Below are 16,662 nucleotides of genomic sequence, written 5' to 3'. Positions count from 1 at the left end.
CCACGGGGCTGTTTCAGCAGCCGCGCGAGCTCCGCGTGAAGACCAGGCCGCGCGCCCGCCCTGCATTCACCACCAGGCTCTGCCCGTCTTCGGCCAGGACCGCATCCGCCCAGCCCTCATACAGGGCGGAGGGCATGGCGATGCGCAGATGCCGCGGGCCGAATGCCGTGATGCCCCAGTCCGGGCCACGCCGGATCGGCCCCAGCGCCCGCACCGCCTGGCCCGAGATGTGCCATTCCGCCGCAAGCTCCCGGCAATGCCAGACGCCATCCAGGGCGGGCGGCGTGACCGGCGTGGCGCGTCGGAACACCGCGCGGTGCCCGGCATCGAACTCCACCGCCATGGTCTCGCCCTCGGGCAGGGCGGCGCGGAAGGGGAAGGCGCCGCGCCGGGCGGTCATGCGGCCATCCTCGGCCGGAACCAGGGCGAAGGGCACGCCATGCATGCGCGCGACGCCCGCCGCCGAGACATCGAGCGAGAGCCCATCCGCCTCGCAAAGCCAGCTGCCCGTCATCGCCGCGTGATCCAGCGCCGGCGGGGCGGGGGCCAGGGCCGGATCGCCATCGAGGGCCGCTTCCAGCACCTGCAGGGCCATGTGGTGTGGATCAAGGCTGGCGTTATTGGCGATGACGATCACCGCCAGCTGCTTCTCCGGGACGCGCAGGAAGGCGGTCTTGAAGCCGGGCCAAAGACCCCCGTGGCTGACCACGCGAAGCCCGCGCCAGCTCTCCACATCGAGGCCGAGGGCATAGCGGTTCACCACGCCGTTGTTGAACGCCGTCGTTGCCTCCAGCGCGGCTTCGAGGCCGCCGCCCAGCCCGCCCACCGCCAGGCTGCGCGCCCAGAGCGCCAGATCCTCCACGCAGGAGACGAGCCCGCCCTCGCCGCCCAGCGGGAAGCCGTGCTGGGCGCGGACGAAGCCGCCCTGGCCGTGGGGCAGATAGCCCGTCACCAGGCCGCGGACCGGCTCGGCCAGATCGGGCGTATGGTGCGTTCGCGTCATGCCCATGGGCTGGAAGATGCGCTCATCCAGGAAGCTGGCGAGGCGCTGCCCCGAGACGCGTTCAATGACACGGCCCAGCAGCCGGAAGCCGCTGTTGGAATAGAGAAAGCGCGAGCCGGGGGTGAAATTCAGCGTCTCCTGCCGGGCGATGGCGGCGTCCAGCTCGGCCTCGGTCACGGGCGTCGCGAGGTCGGCGCCGCCCAGCCGCAGCAATTCCAGCATGTCGCGCAGGCCGGATGAGTTGCGCATGAGGTGATCGAGCGTGATGCTGGCCAGGGATTCGGGCAGTTCGGGCAGATGCTGGCGCACCGGATCGGTCACGCGGAGCAGCCCGTCACGCTCCAGCAGCAGGATCGCGGCGCAGGTGAATTGCTTGGAGACGGAAGCGATGCGGAAACAACTCGTGACGCCGAGCGGCAGGTGCAGCTCCATCGAGGCGAGGCCGACCGAGCGGCGCAGCAGCAGCACGCCATCGCGCGTGACGCCGACCGCCGCGCCAGGCTGTTCCACCAGTGGCGCGAGCATCAGCCCGACCCGGCGTTCCAGCCGCAGCAAATCCAGATCACGCATACCCCGAAAACTCCATGGCTGCCGCCTCCTACACGAAATTCCCGAGTGTGCCACATGGTTATTCTGATCCTGGGCGCGGGCGGCCATGGCCGTGCCGTCTGCGAGGCGGCACGCGATGCCGGCTTCGCGCCGCGCGGCTTTCTGGATGCGCGCGCCCCCTTGCCGGAGGTGCTGGGCCTGCCCGTGCTGGGCGATGAGGCGGCGCATGATGGCGGGCCGCTGCTGATCGCCCTCGGTGGCAATGCGCTCCGGCTGGAGGCGGCCCGGCGCCTGGCTTGCCCGCTGCCCGTGCTGCTGCACCCCTCGGTGATCCGCGCCCGCAGCGCCGAGGTGGCGGAGGGGGCCGTCATCATGCCGCGCGCCGTGCTGGGCGCCCTGGCGCGGATCGGCCGCCTCGCCCTCATCAACACCGGCGCCATCATCGAGCATGATGTGGTGGTGGAGGCGGGCGCCCATGTCGGCCCTGGTGCCATTCTCTGCGGCGGGGTGCGGGTGGGGATGCGCGCCGTGGTCGGGGCGGGGGCCGTGGTCGGGCCCAATCTCTCCATCGGGGCGGATGCGGTGGTGGGGGCGGGCGCGGCCGTGCTGGCCGATGTGCCCCCCGGCGCGGTGGTGGCCGGCGTGCCCGCCCGTCCCTTGAATTGAGACAAAGCGTGACCCGGGCTTGCAATGTGCCCCGAAAGGCGCACTTCTCCGCCTTCTGTCGCCGCCTTGGCAAAGCTTTAAGCTTTCCCGGGCCTCATGATGGTGCATCATGCGGTTTGATCCCGACGATTCCGTCGGCCCGCCTGAGACCATCGGCGGGAAAGGCGTAAGTGACCCTTAGGATGAGGCTGGCTGGATGAAGCTCAAGGTCGGGACCACCGCTGCCGTGGCAGGCGCTTTCGCCGCGGGCATCATCATCGGCCCGATGGTGGCTGCCTGGGCGCAAGGAACCACCGATGGCGGCCGCGCCGAGACCTATCGGCTGCTCCAGCTGTTTGGCGATGTCTTCGCCCGCGTCCGTGCCGAATATGTGGAGCCGGTGCAGGACCGGGACCTGGTCGAGAATGCCGTGAACGGCATGCTGACCGGGCTGGACCCGCACAGCGCCTACCTCAACCCGCGCAATTTCCGCGACATGCAGGTGCAGACGCGCGGCGAATTCGGTGGCCTCGGCATCGAGGTGACGCAGGAGGGCGGCTATATCCGCGTGATCTCCCCGATTGACGAAACCCCTGCCGCCCGCGCCGGCATCCGCCCCGGCGATTTCATCACCCACCTCAACGGCAATTCCACCCAGGGGATGACCCTGCAGGAGGCGGTGGAGCAGATGCGTGGCGAGCGCGGCACCGCCATCCGCCTGAGCGTCCGCCGCGAGGGCGAGGCCCGGCCGCTGGAAATCTCCATCACGCGGGACGTGATCCGCCCGCAGGTGGTGCGTTTCCGGCTGGAGGGGAATGACATCGCCTATATCCGCATCACCTCCTTCAATGAACAGACCGAGGTGAATCTCCGCCGCGCCATGACCACGCTGCGCCAGCAGGCCGGCGGCAACCTCAAGGGCGTCGTGCTCGATCTGCGCAACAACCCCGGCGGGCTGCTCGACCAGGCCGTACAGGTGACGGATGATCTGCTGGACCAGGGCGAAATCGTCTCCACCCGCGCCCGCCGCAGTGAGGACGCGCAGCGCTGGAATGCGCGCGCGGGCGACATCACCCAGGGCCTGCCCATGGTGGTGCTGATCAATGGCGGTTCGGCCAGTGCGAGCGAGATCGTCGCCGGCGCGCTGCAGGATCACCGCCGCGCGGTGGTGTTGGGCACGCGCAGCTTCGGCAAGGGCTCGGTGCAGACCGTGATGCCGCTGGGTGGCAATAATGGCGCCATCCGGCTGACCACGGCGCGCTACTACACGCCCTCCGGCCGCTCCATCCAGGCGACCGGGATCGAGCCCGATTTCGAGGTGCGCGCGACCCGCCAGGATGCGGAGACGGCCGCCGCCAACCCGACGCGGGAGCGCGAGCGCGAGCAGGATCTGCGCCGCTCGCTCCGCGCCGAGGGTGCCGCCACGCCGGCCCCCCCCACCGTGACCCTGCCGCCGCTGAACCTGCCCAACTCGATCACCAGCCGCGTGCAGAACCAGCCGCCCGAGGGCTGGCCGACACTCGACGCGACCAAGCCCGAGACGGATTTCCAGTTGCAGCAGGGGCTTTCGCTGGTGCGCGCCATCGCGGCCAATCCGCAGCGCCGCGCGCAGCGCTAGGGGAGCCACGCCGCCACCGTGTCCGAAGGGGTTTCGCAACAGGGGCGCGGCTGGTTCTGGCTCGGGGTGTTTTGGCTGGTGGTCCTGGCCGGCCTGGGGGGCGGTGGCGTGACCCTGGCCATCCTGGGGCCACCGCCTGCTGCGCCCATTCACCTCGTCCAGAACGCGGCTGAGCGGCCGGCGGCGGTCGAGACGCCTGCCCCCAGCGTGCCGCCGCTGCGCGGCGTGCCGGAAAACCTGGTGCGGCACCTCGATCCGGCTTTGGTGGAGTATACGGCCATGGGGGCCATGCCCCGCATCGGCCCGGATGGCCGCATGCCCATGCGCGTCTATGCCCGCCCCTTCGACCGGCAGGACCCCCGGCCGCGGGTGGCGCTGATCCTGGGGGGAATTGGCCTGCGCACCAGCCTCTCCGAGGAAGCGATCCGCACCCTGCCACCGCAGATCGGCCTGGCCTTCACGCCCTATGCCCTCAATCCCGCATCGCTCATCGAACAGGCGCGTGACCGTGGCTTCGAGACGCTGCTGGCCCTGCCGATGGAGCCGACCGGCTTCCCGATGAATGATCCCGGCCACCGCGCCCTGCTGACCGGGCTTTCCGCCGGCGAAAACGCGCAGCGGCTGGATTGGCTGCTGGCGCGCTATCCTGGGCATGTGGGTGCCGTCGGCGCGCTCACCTCGATGCGGGGCGAACGCTTTGCGGCCCTGGCCGAGCCCTTCGCGCAGATGCAATTGGCGCTGAACGCCCGCGGCCTGCTCTATTTCGACGCCCGCCCCGGCGCCCCCAATCCGGAGCGCGCCTGGGGCCTGGCCGTCGATGTGGTGGTGGATGAACCCCATACCCGCGGCGAGATGGACCAGCGCCTCGCCTTGCTGGAGCGCCTGGCGCGCGAGCGTGGCGGCGCCCTGGGCTATCTGGGCGAGGTGACGCCAGTGTCCCTGCAGCGCCTGTCCGAATGGTTCGCGCGGCTGGACTCGCGCGGGGTGGTTCTGGCACCCGTCACCGCCATGATGAGACGCCCGGAGATGGCCGCCCGATGAAAGATCCCAGCCTTTGGCCCTATCGGCCCAATGTGGGCGCCGTCCTGTTCAATGCGGCGGGGCTGATCCTCGTTGCCCGCCGGGCCGACATGCCCAATGCCGAGGGCGCGCCGGGCGGCTGGCAATTGCCCCAGGGGGGCATGGACAAGGGCGAGGACGCGGCCGTGGCCGTCTTCCGCGAGCTGGAGGAGGAGATCGGCACGGCGCATGCCGAAATCCTTGCCGAACACCCCGAATGGCTGAATTACGACCTGCCGCCGGAACTGATCGGCAAGGCGCTGGGCGGGAAGTATCGCGGGCAGACCCAGAAATGGTTCGCCCTGCGCTTCCTGGGCACGGATGCCGATATCCGGCTGGACCTTGATCCACACCCCGAATTCGACGCCTGGCGCTGGGCGCGGCTGGCGGAACTGCCCGGGATGGCGGTGCCCTTCAAGCGGGCCATCTATGAGCGGCTGGCGGTGGATTTCGCGCCGTTCGCGGCCTGATCGAAGGGCCAGCCCGCCGATCGTCCGGGCCGGAGCCGCAGCGTGCCTGACCAGCCGGGAGGCTGGTTTTCAGCCCCTCAGAACGCGTCGAACAGCACCTTGCTGGCGAAGCCCAGCCCCAGCAGCGCCAGCCCCATCGAAACGCCAGGCCAGTAGGGCCGCACGCCATATTGCAGCACCAGCGCATTGGCGGCGAGCGAACCCACCAGCCCGGCCAGCGGCTGCCACCAGGCGAATTGCCAGAAGCCGAAGCCCAGCAGCCCCAGCCACATGGCAAAGGCTGAACGGCCGAGCCAGCGGAAGGCGCGGTCCGCCGGCTCGTATTCAGGGCGCAGCCCCGGCGTGGAGCAGCGCGCCTCGATCATGCCGGCGATGGAAAGGGCGACGAGTGATAGAAAGTAGATGTCCATCCGCGCCGCATACAGGCTCGTGCTCCGGGAATGAAGGTCCAGAAAACTAGTTTCCTGGCGGGAGAGCGCGAGAGGGCAGCGCCCTCTCGCAATGTGCCCTTTGCCACGACCCCTGAAAGCGCGAAGATGGCGCCCTGCATTCCAAGAGGCCCGCAAGCGTGAAAAAATTCGCCAGCACCGAACGCTACATCGCGCCCCGCGAGCTGGAGGTGGCGGTGAACGCCGCCATCGCCCTGCAACGCCCCCTCCTGGTCAAGGGCGAACCCGGCACCGGCAAGACCGTGCTGGCGCAGGAGATCGCCCGCAGCATGGGCTATCCGCTGATCGAGTGGCACATCAAATCCACCACCAAGGCGCAGCAGGGGCTTTACGAATACGACGCCGTCTCCCGCCTGCGGGACGGGCAATTGGGCGATGAGCGCGTGCGCGATGTGTCCAACTACATCATTCGCGGCAAGCTCTGGGAGGCTTTCACGAGCGAGACGCCGGTGGTGCTGCTGATCGATGAGGTGGACAAGGCCGATATCGAATTCCCCAACGACCTGCTGCTCGAACTCGACCGCATGCAGTTCCATGTCTACGAGACGAAGGAAACGGTGGTGGCCCGCCAGCGCCCCATCGTCATCATCACGAGCAACAATGAAAAGGAGCTGCCGGACGCCTTCCTGCGCCGCTGCTTCTTCCACTTCATCCGCTTCCCCGACCGCGAGACGATGGAGCGCATCCTGCACAGCCATTACCCCGATCTGCGCGCGGATCTGGCGCGGGAGGCGCTGAACGTCTTCTTCCAGATCCGCGAGGTGGGGGAGCTGAAGAAGAAGCCCGCGACCTCGGAGCTGCTGGACTGGCTGAAGCTGCTGATGATCGAGGACATGCCGCCCGAGGCGCTGCGCTCCAGCGACACCAAGGTCGCCATCCCGCCGCTCTATGGCGCGCTCTTGAAGAACGAGCAGGATGTGCATCTGTTCGAGCGGCTGGCCTTCCTGAGCCGCGCGAGGAGGTAAATACATGAATGTATTTCTGAGCTGGAGTGGCTCAACTAGTAGAACGGTAGCCGAGATACTTCAAGAGAATTTGCAGCCGGTACTGCAATCCGCTCGATTCTGGATGTCAAATAATGATATAGCGCCTGGGGGTCGCTGGTCGACAGAAATCGCCCAAAAACTCGAAGATTCAAACTTTGGAATAATTTGTATTACAAATGAAAATTTGTTGTCTCCTTGGATTTATTTTGAGGCTGGAGCGCTGAGTAAGCAAATTGATGCAGGTCGGGTTGTTCCACTATTATTCGATGTAGACGTTAAAGACTTACAGGGCCCTCTCACCCAATTTCAGGCCATTACATGGAAAAAAGAAAACATACTAGAGATTTGTAGTCATATAAATAAATGCACCGGAAATATTATTGACCAAAACATTCTCAATACCGGATTTAATGCGGCGTGGCATCAGATAGAATTTAACATATCAAAGATTGATACCAGAAAGATCGTCAAAAAAACGCGAAATTTTGATGATATTATGGAGGAACTTGTTAGCCAGGTCCGGGGTCTTGACCATAAAACCGACGCTGCGTTTTCGAAGATTGGTGCCAGTTATACGATTGATCCGGAACATGTCATGCTGTTGGGCATCGGTGGCAAAAATGATAAAGATTGGACCGCTGTTGCTCTTGCCGTATCTGTACAGGAACTGGCGCCCTGGATTCTTCAATCCGTGGTGTCAGTAATCAATGAAAAGATAAAAAACAAAGGGAATGTTCCGTCCGAATGCGTCGAATTCCTCAGCCAGGGGATAGCTGCGTTTGAAACTATGATTGAATTCGGTATGATAAAAGCCCCTGGTAACCAAAAACGCACCATCAAGCACCTCAAAGAGTACGTAAATTTCCTTTGGGATATACCGTTTTAGGGAGTTGATCTCGTAATGTTCGCCCCCTTCATCCTCGAACTCCGCAAGGCCGGGCTGCCTGCCTCCATCACCGAATGGTTGATGCTGATGGGCGCCATGAAGGCCGGTGTGGCGGATTACGACCTGGATAATTTCTATCACCTGGCCCGCGCCACACTGGTGAAGGATGAACGCCATCTGGACCGCTTCGACGTCGTCTTCGGCCAGGTGTTCAAGGGGCTGGAACCCGAGGTCACCGTCACCGGCGAGATCATCCAGCGCGAATTGCCGGAGGAATGGCTGAAGAAGCTCGCGGAGCGTCTGTTTTCGGCCGAGGAAATGGCGAAAATCCAGGCGCTGGGCGGCTTCGAGAAGCTGATGGAGACGCTGAAGGAACGCCTGGAGGAACAGAAGAAGCGCCACCAGGGCGGCAACCGCATGATCGGCACCAACGGCACGTCGCCCTTCGGCGCCGAGGGCTTCAATCCCGAAGGCGTGCGCATCGGCCAGGAAGGCTCACGCCACCGCCGCGCCGTAAAGGTCTGGGACAAGCGCGAATTCCGCGACCTGGCCGATGACGCGGCCCTCAGCTCGCGCGCCATGAAGCTGGCGCTGCGCCGCCTGCGCCGCTTCGCCCGCCAGGGGGCGGCGGATGAGCTGGATATTGACGGCACCATCGGCGCCACGGCGCGCAATGCCGGCACGCTGGACCTGAAGATGTGCCCCGAGCGGCGCAATGCGGTGAAGGTGCTGCTGCTGCTGGATATCGGCGGTTCCATGGATGACCATATCCGCGCCTCGGAGGAATTGTTCAGCGCCGCGAAATCCGAGTTCAAGCACCTCGTGCATCTCTATTTCCACAACTGCCCCTATGAGCGCTTCTGGAAATCCAACCGCAGGCGCGCCGAGCAGCAGACCCCCACCTGGGAGATCCTGCGCACCTATGGCCCGGATTGGCGCGTGGTCTTCGTGGGCGATGCCTCCATGTCGCCCTATGAGGTGATCGAGCCGGGCGGCAGCGTGGAGCATTGGAATGAGGAGGCGGGAAAAGTCTGGCTGAAGCGCATCACCGCCCATTTCCGCCGCGTCGCCTGGCTGAACCCCACGCCGCAGAAACATTGGGGCTACACCACCACCATCGGCCTGATTCAGGACGCGATGGAGGGGCGCATGTTTCCCATGACGCTGGAGGGCCTCGACGAGATGGCCCGGGCGCTGCGATAAGCTGGCCCTCCGATCGTGGCTTTCACCCGCTGAAAGCCGCGTGAATCGGCCCACCGCAACACGCGAAGCAGCACCCCGCCCGTCATGATCCGCCTCGACAACATCACCAAGCAAAACGGCCAGCGCCTCCTGTTCATCGAGGCCTCGGCCGCGCTGCAGAAGGGCGAGAAGATCGGCCTCGTCGGCCCGAATGGCGCCGGCAAGACCACACTTTTCCGCATGATCACCGGCCAGGAGGAGCCCGATGAGGGCCTGGTCCTGACCGAGCGCGGCGTCACCATCGGCTTTTTCAGCCAGGATGTGGGCGAAATGTCCGGCCGCAGTGCCGTGGCCGAGGTGATGGACGGTGCCGGCGATGTCAGCACCGTTGCCGCCGAACTGGCCGGGCTGGAAGCGGCCCTGGCCGACCCCGACCAGGCGGATTTCGACGCCGTGCTGGAACGCTTCGGCGAGGTGCAGGCCCGCTTCGAGGAACTCGGCGGTTACGCCCTGGAGGGCAAGGCCCGCGAAGTCCTCGCCGGGCTGAGCTTCAGCCAGGAGATGATGGATGCCGACGTCGCCAAGCTCTCAGGCGGCTGGAAGATGCGCGTGGCGCTGGCCCGCATCCTGCTGATGCGCCCCGATGTGATGCTGCTGGACGAGCCCTCCAACCACCTCGACCTCGAAAGCCTGATCTGGCTGGAGCAGTTCCTGGGCGGCTATGACGGCGCCCTGCTGATGACGTCGCACGATCGCGAGTTCATGAACCGGATCATCAACAAGGTGATCGAGATTGATGGCGGCAGCCTGACCAGCTTCGCCGGGGATTACGAATTCTACGAAGCGCAGCGCGCGCTGAACGAGAAGCAGCAGCTGGCGCAGTTCGAACGTCAGCAGGCCATGCTGGCCAAGGAAATCAAGTTCATCGAGCGCTTCAAGGCCCGCGCTTCGCATGCCGCGCAGGTGCAGAGCCGGGTGAAGAAGCTCGACAAGATCGAGCGGGTGGAGCCACCCAAGCGGCGCCAGGCGCTCTCCTTTGAATTCCTGCCCGCACCGCGCTCCGGCGAGGATGTGGTGAACCTGCGCCGTGTCCATAAGCGCTATGGCAACCGCGTGATCTATGACGGGCTGGATGTGCTGATCCGGCGGCGCGAGCGCTGCTGCGTGCTGGGTGCGAATGGCGCGGGCAAATCCACCCTGCTCAAGCTGGTCACGGGTGCCACCGAGCCGGATGAGGGCAGCGTTGCCCTGGGTGGCAGCGTGAAGATGGCCTATTTCGCGCAGCACGCCATGGAATTGCTGGATGGCGAGCACAGCGTCTTCGAAGCGCTGGAAGAAGCCTTCCCCCGCGCGCCCCAGGGCTCGCTGCGCGCCCTGGCCGGCGGCTTCGGCTTTTCCGGCGATGACATCGAGAAGAAATGCCGCGTGCTGTCAGGCGGCGAGAAGGCCCGCCTCGTGATGGCGCGCATGCTGTATGACCCACCGAACTTCCTGGTGCTGGATGAGCCGACCAACCACCTGGACATCGCCACCAAGGAAATGCTGATCGCGGCGCTGGCGGAATATGAGGGCACCATGCTCTTCGTCTCGCATGACCGGCATTTCCTCGCCGCCCTCTCCAATCGCGTGCTGGAAGTAACGCCGGAGGGCATCCATGACTACGGCGGCGGCTATACCGAATATGTGGCGCGGACAGGCCAGGAAGCCCCCGGCCTGCATCGTGGCTGAGGTTCAGCCATTGGGCCGCAGGATCTGCCGCAGCACGGTGCCCTCGGAGAGCCGGTCGAAGCCTTCATTGATCTCGTCCAGGCTGACAAAGCCGCTCTTCAGCCGCTGCACCGGCAGCTTGCCGCGCCGGTAGAGGTTCAGCAGCAGCGGGATGTCCCGCTGCGGGACGCAGCTGCCCATGTAGCTGCCGCGGATGCTGCGCTCCTCGCTCACCAATGAGGCATGCAGGTAGGAGAATTTGGCCGCCACATTGGGCAGCCCGGCGCTGATCGTGCTGCCGCCGCGCGCAGTGATGGCATAGGCCAGTTCGAGTGCGGGAATCGTCCCCGCCGTCTCGATCACCGTATCCAGCCCGCCCGCCGTCGCCTCGCGCACCGCAGCCGCGCAATCGGCATTGCCGGCGAGGAAACAATCAGTGGCACCCCATTCGCGCGCGAGGTCGAGCTTGGCCTGGCTGGTATCCACCGCGATGATGCGCGAGGCGCCGGCCGCCACCGCCGCCAGCAGCGCATTCATGCCGACACCGCCAAGGCCCACCACCGCCACCTCCTCACCCGGGCGCAGCCGGGCCGTGTTGAAGATGGCGCCCGCGCCCGTCATCACCGCGCAGCCGAACAGGGCCGCATCCTCCAGAGGGATGTCCTTCTCGATCTTCACCAGGCTATCGCGCATGACGACCGCGAATTGCGCGAAGAGCGAGAGGCCGGAATTGTGGTTCACCACCTCGCCATTCAGCCGCTTGAGGCGCCGCGCGCCGGACATCAGCGTCCCCTTGGCGCGCGTGTCGAAGGAGGCGGCGCAGATATTCGGCCGGCCGCGCACGCAATAGCGGCAATCGCCGCAACTGGTGACGAACAGCGCCACGACATGGTCGCCCTCGGCCAGGCCCGTCACCCCCTCGCCGAGCGCGCGGACGATGCCGGCACCCTCATGGCCGATGATGATGGGGAGCGGCCGCGGGCGCTGGTTCTCGATGGTCGAAAGGTCGGAATGGCAGAGGCCGGCGGCGGCGATTTCGATCAGCACCTCGCCCGGGCCGGGCGGGGCCAGCTCCACCTCCTCGATGCTCATCGGGCGGGTTTCGGCATAGGGGCGTGGCAGGCCCTGGGCCTGGAGCACGGCGGCCTTCATGCGCATCTTCGTCTCCTCCGGTGTTGCCCCCAGGCTGGACGGCGCCCGCCCGCCTGTCCAGCATGGCGCAAAGCAGGGAAACGCCATGACCTACGAACTCTATGCCATCCGCTACGCCACCAATCCGCGCCGCGCCGCGCGGGACAATTTCATGGTCTCGCCCGGGGATGCGCATGACGGGCCGATGCCGATGGATTTCTTCGTCTGGGCTGCGGTGCGCGATGGCCAGGCGATCCTGATCGACAGCGGCGCCGACCAGGCGACCTGCACGGCGCGCGGCCATGATTTCCTGCGCTGCCCGACCGAGGGCCTCGCTGCCCTCGGCGTCGCGGCCGAGCAGGTGGTCGGCGTGATCTCCACGCATCTGCACTGGGACCACGCCGGCAATTTCGAGAAATTCCCGCGCGCCCGCTTCCACGCCCAGGCCTGCGAGATCGAGCACGCGGTCGGCCCCTGCATGTGCCGCCCTTTCCTGCGCCGCCCCTATGATGTGGAGCAGGTGGTCAGCTTCGTGCGCCTGGTGCATGGCCAGCGCGTCACCTTCCATGAGGGCGAGGGCGAAGTGGCGCCGGGCATCACCGTGCGCCATGTGGGTGGCCATGCGCCGGGCCTGCAGGTGGTGCGCGTGCACACGAAGCGCGGCTGGGTGGTGCTGGCTTCCGATGCCATGCATTTCTTCGAGAATGCCGAGACGGGCAATCCCTTTCCCGTCGTCGTCAATGTGAATGACTACCTCGCCGCCCAGGAACTGCTGCCGAGTCTGGGCGAGAGTGCCGCGCATGTCATTCCTGGCCATGACCCCAGGGTCATGGCGATGTATCCCGCCGTGGCGGAGGGCATCATCCGGCTGGATGTGCCCCCCACCGGGTGAGTTACCCCACCGGGTTGGTCAATTCGCCGAGCCCCTCGACCGCGATGCGCACCACATCGCCGGTCTTGAGCACCTGCGGCGGCACCATGGCATAGCCCACGCCCTCGGGCGTGCCGGTCATGATCACGTCCCCCGGGAGCAGGGTGAAGCCCTTGGAGAGGTGGTGCAGGATGTCCTTCACGTCGAAGATCATCTTGCTGGTGCGGCTGGACTGGCGCTCTTCGCCATTGATCCAGAGCTGGATGGCGAGGTCGCTGGCGTCCAGATCCTCGGCCGGAATGATCCAGGGGCCGAGCGGGCAGGACCCATCGAGCGACTTGCCCTTGAACCATTGCCCATAGCGGCGCTGCAGGTCACGCCCCGTCACATCATTGGCGATGGTCCAGCCGAAGACGTGGCTGAGCGCATCCTCCTTCTCGATATTGGCGCCCGGCTTGCCGATGATGAGCGTGAGCTCGGCCTCGTAATCGAGCCACTGGGTCACGCCGGTCGCGCCATGGTCGGGGATGGTGTCGCCCGGGGCGATGACCGTCTCGGGCGCCTTGGTGAAGAATTGCGGGAATTTCGGCAATTCCGAGTTGGTGATGCCGCGGGTGCGGTCGCCCTCGGCCACATGGTCCATATAGTTGCGGCCGACGCAGAAGATGTTGCGCGCCGGGCGGGGCAGGGGGGCGAGCAGCTTCACCTCGCTGAGCGAAAGCCGGGCTGCGGCCGGCGGGTTTGCAACCAGGGCGCGGATGGCGGCCACGGCCGGTGCCCCGGCCGCGATGATCGCGGCCATGTCAGGCTGGGGCAGGCCGGCGGCCAGCAGGTCCAGCACCTCCGAATCCCCGAGCATGGCGCCCGGCCGCGCGGCGGAGCCTTTGGAAAAAGTGATGAGTCGAAGGGCCATCTGGATTTCTTTCTTGGTCGAGATGACAGGGGAGGCCGAGAGAAAAGCTTTGACAAGCCCCCGAGAGTTGTGTTTCAAAATGCGCAACAACTCGCCTTTCTGCTACATAGACCTTGCAACCATCGCGTTCATTGCCGGCTTTGCGGGACCCTGACCTGGGGCCCAGGCGGAACCGGAGCGGACGGAACATCGCCGGCATCCCCCTGCCGGAAGACCAGCCTGCCCGACGATTTCCGGATCACCCCGGAACCCCCTGGCCGAGGACAGATGCTTTGACCCTGGTTGCCCCCCCCGCTTCCGATCGGCCCGGCCTGCCGCGGCGCGCCGCCCTGTTCAGCCTGCCCGCCCTGGCCTTGGTGCCGGGCATGGCCCGCGCCCGCGCCCCCAGCGACATGCAGCGGGCGGAATGGTTCGCCTTCCGGGAGCGCTTCGTGATGCCCGAGGGCCGCATCATTGATACCGGCAACCAGAATGTCTCCCACACCGAAGGCCAGGGCTGGGCGATGATGTCCGCCGTCCGCGCCGATGACCGGGAGAGTTTCGAGCGCATCCTGGCCTGGACGGTGACAACGCTGCGCCGCCCGCAGGACGAGCTGTTCGCCTGGCGCTTCCGCCCTGGCGCCAGCAACCCGGTGGATGACCTCAACAACGCGACGGATGGGGATTTGTTCATCGCCTGGGCGCTGCTTGAGGCCGGCGAACGCTGGGGCAACCGCGAATATACGGCCCAGGGCGTGGCCATGGGGCGGGACATTCTTCGGCTTTTGGTCCGCCGCGCCGGTCCCTACACGGTGCTGCTGCCCGGCGCGCGTGGCTTCGAGCGTGCGGACCACACGGTCATCAATCCGTCCTACTACGTCTTCCCGGCCATTCGCGCGCTGGCGCAGGCCGTGCCCGATCCGGCCTGGCTGCGCGTCGCGGCCGATGGCGTGGTGCTGATGCGCAGCGGCCGCTTTGGCCGTTGGGGCCTGCCGCCGGACTGGCTGGCGGTGCGCCGGGTGGATGGCCTGCTGACCCTGCCGGGCGATTGGGCGCCGCGCTTTTCCTATGACGCGGTGCGGGTGCCGCTCTACATGGCCTGGGTCGGCCTGGGGAATGAGCCCGGCCTGACCGGCCCGGCCGATTTCTGGAATGACCCGCGCCACCGGCACATGCCCGCCTGGGCGGATCTGACGACGAATTCCACCTCACCCTACGCAGCCTCCCCAGGGATCTCCGGCGTGGCCGCCCTGGCCACGGCCCGGCGGCAGGGTCCGGCGCCGCATCGGGGGAGCCGCCTTGCCCTGCCGGGAAGCTCGGTTCCGGCCATGCCGGACTACTACTCTGGCGCGCTGAGCCTTCTTTCCACTCTCGCAGCACGCGATTCTGGACTTATCTGAGGCAAACGTAAGCCGAATCAAGTTTGAGACGTCGGAAATAGGGTTTCCTGCGCAAGGCTTTGCAGGCATTCTCCGCCCGCATTTGACACAGGGGTTTGCGTTTTCGATGGGCCAAGAGCCAGACGTTGCGCGCGTGGCCGCTGCCATGAACACGCCAGGCTTGAAGTACCGCAGCTTCGGCAACCTGCCGGTTCGGACGGAAGCGCCGCGTGGCGACGCACTTCCGCTGGATCCGGAGGCGGTCCTGCGCGAGCTTCGCTCGGCCTCCGCCGCATCGCGCGCCGCTGCCGCCCAGGAGGCGGATGTCACGCTGACGGAGCTGCCTTCCGCCATGGCTCCGATCATGGCGGTGCCGCCCATCGAAGACACGATCACCTCGTTTTCCCCGCCGCCAGCCCCCCGTTTCCGCCCGGCCGCGCTGCCCGCCGCAGCCGCGCCGAGCATCCTGGCCGCGCCCGCAAGGCCGCTCCCGCCCTTGCCGCCCGTCATGGCCGCCTCGGCTGAGGCAGCGCCGGCCCCGCCGCCACCGCCCGTGATGTCCATGCCGGCCCCGCCGACCATGCGGGCGCCGCGGCTCGTTGAAGCCAAGATCATGGCCGCCCCGCCCGCCGCCGTGGTCGCGCCGCCTGTGCCGCCGCCGCCGCCGGCGCCGGTGCTGGCCGCCGCGCAAGCCACGATCATGGCGCCGCCGCCGCCGCCCCCTCCCGCCCCGGTTCTGGCGGCTGCGCCGGTTGCCGCCATGGCGCCGCCGCCCCCACCCCCTCCCGCGCCGGTCGTGGCGGCTGCACCGGTTTCCGTCGTGACCCCGCCGCCGCCGCCGCCTCCCGCGCCGGTTCTGGCGCCGCCGCCGCTCGCCGTCGTGACGCCGCCGCCCCCGCCGCCGCCCGCGCCGGTTCTGGCTGCGCCGCCCGTGGCTGTGATGGTTCCGCCGCCGGCGCCACCCGCAGCACCGGTCTTGGCCCCTCCGCCGGTCGCGGTCATGGTCCCGGCCGCGCCGCCGCCTGCCCCCCTTCCGAGCGCTGTTCCGCCGCCCGCTCCTCCGCCGCCCGTGGTCCAACCGATGGTCCAACCCATGCCGGCGCCGGCCATGGTCGCGGCTCCGCCTGCGCCGCCCGTCAGTGCGGCGGCAGCCCCTGCCGCAGCGCCAGCGGAGGATCCGGCGCTTTCGATTTTCGCCCAGCTGCCGGAGCCCGCCCCATCGGCAGCGCCCGCTTCCCCCGCTCCGTCGCTTGCGTCATTCGCCGGGGCGCCCGCTGCCCCATCGCAGTCGCCGCCCAGGGCAGCAACGGCGGCCCCGGCCATGGGCGGCATAGATTGGGCGGCGCTCTCCGCCGCGCCGGCGCCCTTGCCGCCCGGCATCCAGCACGCCGAACCTGCGCCCGTTGCCGCGCCGCCGCGCACCTTCCCGGCGTTTGCGCCGCCAGCGGCACCCATGCCGGCTCTGAGGGATGCACCCCCGGCCCGGCCTGGCCCGGATTTCACCATCTTCTCGTCGCTCGGCGCGCCGCGCGACGAGCCACCCCCCGTTCCGCCGCCGGCGGGCAGCACGCTCGGGCGGCTTCGCCATGTGATCAATCAGTCCGGCGAGGCTTTCCTGCCGCAGCCCCTCATGGGGCGCGGCGGGTCCGATCCGCAGAATGCAGGCCGTGACCCACGCCACGCCGGCGGGAACCTGCTGCCCGCAGCAGCCGTGACAGTTCCCCTGGGGGAGGTTATGCGTCTGATCGCGACGGGCGGCCCGCCCGCCGCATCCCCTTTTGACACGTTCCGCGCCGCCCTGCGGACGCCGTCACCCTTCTAGACTGCCGGAGGCT

General features: G+C 67.3%; 15 protein-coding genes. 11 read left to right on the top strand and 4 right to left on the bottom strand.

The genetic code is table 11. From position 1 onward, the window contains the following. Window positions 1-13: 13 nt before the first annotated feature. Entirely contained in the window at window positions 14-1,573 is a 1,560-nt protein-coding gene (locus LHU95_RS22640; RefSeq protein ID WP_248709216.1) for a serine hydrolase domain-containing protein, read from the bottom strand. 54 nt (window positions 1,574-1,627) lie between these two features. Here LHU95_RS22640 and LHU95_RS22635 point away from each other — a divergent pair, with 54 nt between their 5' ends. The 4 genes from LHU95_RS22635 to LHU95_RS22620 all read left to right on the top strand — a co-directional run bounded on the left by LHU95_RS22635 (window position 1,628) and on the right by LHU95_RS22620 (window position 5,344). After that, window positions 1,628-2,218 carry a NeuD/PglB/VioB family sugar acetyltransferase gene (locus LHU95_RS22635; RefSeq protein WP_248709215.1) on the top strand — a complete coding sequence of 197 codons (591 nt, stop codon included), beginning with the start codon at window positions 1,628-1,630 and terminating at the stop codon, window positions 2,216-2,218. Between the two features lie 196 nt (window positions 2,219-2,414). Then, window positions 2,415-3,815 carry a S41 family peptidase gene (locus tag LHU95_RS22630; RefSeq protein ID WP_248709214.1) on the top strand — a complete coding sequence of 467 codons (1,401 nt, stop codon included), beginning with the start codon at window positions 2,415-2,417 and terminating at the stop codon, window positions 3,813-3,815. 18 nt (window positions 3,816-3,833) lie between these two features. Beyond that, the gene (locus LHU95_RS22625) at window positions 3,834-4,856 is read left to right on the top strand and encodes a divergent polysaccharide deacetylase family protein (RefSeq protein ID WP_248709213.1); all 1,023 of its coding nucleotides are present in this window, start codon (window positions 3,834-3,836) and stop codon (window positions 4,854-4,856) included. After that, window positions 4,853-5,344, top strand: a complete 492-nt coding sequence (locus tag LHU95_RS22620; RefSeq protein WP_248709212.1) for an RNA pyrophosphohydrolase — start codon at window positions 4,853-4,855, stop codon at window positions 5,342-5,344. The genes LHU95_RS22625 and LHU95_RS22620 overlap by 4 nt, the downstream gene beginning before the upstream one ends. A 77-nt stretch (window positions 5,345-5,421) precedes the next feature. On the opposite strand, the gene LHU95_RS22615 is transcribed toward LHU95_RS22620, so the two are convergent. Next, window positions 5,422-5,754 carry a hypothetical protein gene (locus tag LHU95_RS22615; RefSeq protein WP_248709211.1) on the bottom strand — a complete coding sequence of 111 codons (333 nt, stop codon included), beginning with the start codon at window positions 5,752-5,754 and terminating at the stop codon, window positions 5,422-5,424. Between the two features lie 158 nt (window positions 5,755-5,912). Between LHU95_RS22615 and LHU95_RS22610 the strand changes: the two genes are divergently transcribed. The 4 genes from LHU95_RS22610 to LHU95_RS22595 all read left to right on the top strand — a co-directional run bounded on the left by LHU95_RS22610 (window position 5,913) and on the right by LHU95_RS22595 (window position 10,575). Next, window positions 5,913-6,758 carry a MoxR family ATPase gene (locus tag LHU95_RS22610; RefSeq protein WP_248709210.1) on the top strand — a complete coding sequence of 282 codons (846 nt, stop codon included), beginning with the start codon at window positions 5,913-5,915 and terminating at the stop codon, window positions 6,756-6,758. Between the two features lie 4 nt (window positions 6,759-6,762). Continuing rightward, window positions 6,763-7,665, top strand: a complete 903-nt coding sequence (locus tag LHU95_RS22605) for a toll/interleukin-1 receptor domain-containing protein (protein WP_248709209.1) — start codon at window positions 6,763-6,765, stop codon at window positions 7,663-7,665. A gap of 15 nt (window positions 7,666-7,680) precedes the next feature. After that, complete coding sequence (locus LHU95_RS22600; protein ID WP_248709208.1) at window positions 7,681-8,868, top strand: VWA domain-containing protein; 1,188 nt, start codon at window positions 7,681-7,683, stop codon at window positions 8,866-8,868. Window positions 8,869-8,952: 84 nt separating this feature from the next. Beyond that, complete coding sequence (locus tag LHU95_RS22595) at window positions 8,953-10,575, top strand: ABC-F family ATP-binding cassette domain-containing protein (protein ID WP_248709207.1); 1,623 nt, start codon at window positions 8,953-8,955, stop codon at window positions 10,573-10,575. Between the two features lie 3 nt (window positions 10,576-10,578). Here LHU95_RS22595 and LHU95_RS22590 read toward each other — a convergent pair whose 3' ends face one another. Next, window positions 10,579-11,712, bottom strand: a complete 1,134-nt coding sequence (locus LHU95_RS22590; protein WP_248709206.1) for a zinc-dependent alcohol dehydrogenase family protein — start codon at window positions 11,710-11,712, stop codon at window positions 10,579-10,581. Window positions 11,713-11,791: 79 nt separating this feature from the next. Between LHU95_RS22590 and LHU95_RS22585 the strand changes: the two genes are divergently transcribed. Beyond that, the gene (locus tag LHU95_RS22585) at window positions 11,792-12,577 is read left to right on the top strand and encodes an N-acyl homoserine lactonase family protein (protein WP_248709205.1); all 786 of its coding nucleotides are present in this window, start codon (window positions 11,792-11,794) and stop codon (window positions 12,575-12,577) included. Window position 12,578: 1 nt separating this feature from the next. On the opposite strand, the gene LHU95_RS22580 is transcribed toward LHU95_RS22585, so the two are convergent. After that, window positions 12,579-13,469: a fumarylacetoacetate hydrolase family protein gene (locus LHU95_RS22580; protein ID WP_248709204.1), complete on the bottom strand. Its 891-nt coding sequence runs from the start codon at window positions 13,467-13,469 to the stop codon at window positions 12,579-12,581. A gap of 272 nt (window positions 13,470-13,741) precedes the next feature. Between LHU95_RS22580 and LHU95_RS22575 the strand changes: the two genes are divergently transcribed. Then, window positions 13,742-14,848, top strand: a complete 1,107-nt coding sequence (locus LHU95_RS22575) for a glycosyl hydrolase family 8 (RefSeq protein ID WP_248709203.1) — start codon at window positions 13,742-13,744, stop codon at window positions 14,846-14,848. 145 nt (window positions 14,849-14,993) lie between these two features. After that, entirely contained in the window at window positions 14,994-16,649 is a 1,656-nt protein-coding gene (locus LHU95_RS23415; RefSeq protein ID WP_283094276.1) for a hypothetical protein, read from the top strand. Window positions 16,650-16,662 lie beyond the last annotated feature (13 nt).

The sequence above is a fragment of the Sediminicoccus sp. KRV36 genome (assembly GCF_023243115.1).
GTDB lineage: Bacteria > Pseudomonadota > Alphaproteobacteria > Acetobacterales > Acetobacteraceae > Roseococcus.
The sequence above is the reverse complement of the archived record's forward strand: the minus strand, read 5'-3'. Positions and strand labels throughout refer to the sequence as shown.

Excerpts from the sequence above, each read along its gene's own strand:
- LHU95_RS22640 (WP_248709216.1), bottom strand. The coding sequence starts at position 1,573 with ATGCGTGATCTGGATTTGCTGCGGCTGGAACGCCGGGTCGGGCTGATG.
- LHU95_RS22635 (WP_248709215.1), top strand. The coding sequence starts at position 1,628 with ATGGTTATTCTGATCCTGGGCGCGGGCGGCCATGGCCGTGCCGTCTGC.
- LHU95_RS22630 (WP_248709214.1), top strand. The coding sequence starts at position 2,415 with ATGAAGCTCAAGGTCGGGACCACCGCTGCCGTGGCAGGCGCTTTCGCC.
- LHU95_RS22620 (WP_248709212.1), top strand. The coding sequence starts at position 4,853 with ATGAAAGATCCCAGCCTTTGGCCCTATCGGCCCAATGTGGGCGCCGTC.
- LHU95_RS22615 (WP_248709211.1), bottom strand. The coding sequence starts at position 5,754 with ATGGACATCTACTTTCTATCACTCGTCGCCCTTTCCATCGCCGGCATG.
- LHU95_RS22605 (WP_248709209.1), top strand. The coding sequence starts at position 6,763 with ATGAATGTATTTCTGAGCTGGAGTGGCTCAACTAGTAGAACGGTAGCC.
- LHU95_RS22600 (WP_248709208.1), top strand. The coding sequence starts at position 7,681 with ATGTTCGCCCCCTTCATCCTCGAACTCCGCAAGGCCGGGCTGCCTGCC.
- LHU95_RS22595 (WP_248709207.1), top strand. The coding sequence starts at position 8,953 with ATGATCCGCCTCGACAACATCACCAAGCAAAACGGCCAGCGCCTCCTG.
- LHU95_RS22590 (WP_248709206.1), bottom strand. The coding sequence starts at position 11,712 with ATGCGCATGAAGGCCGCCGTGCTCCAGGCCCAGGGCCTGCCACGCCCC.
- LHU95_RS22585 (WP_248709205.1), top strand. The coding sequence starts at position 11,792 with ATGACCTACGAACTCTATGCCATCCGCTACGCCACCAATCCGCGCCGC.
- LHU95_RS22580 (WP_248709204.1), bottom strand. The coding sequence starts at position 13,469 with ATGGCCCTTCGACTCATCACTTTTTCCAAAGGCTCCGCCGCGCGGCCG.
- LHU95_RS23415 (WP_283094276.1), top strand. The coding sequence starts at position 14,994 with ATGAACACGCCAGGCTTGAAGTACCGCAGCTTCGGCAACCTGCCGGTT.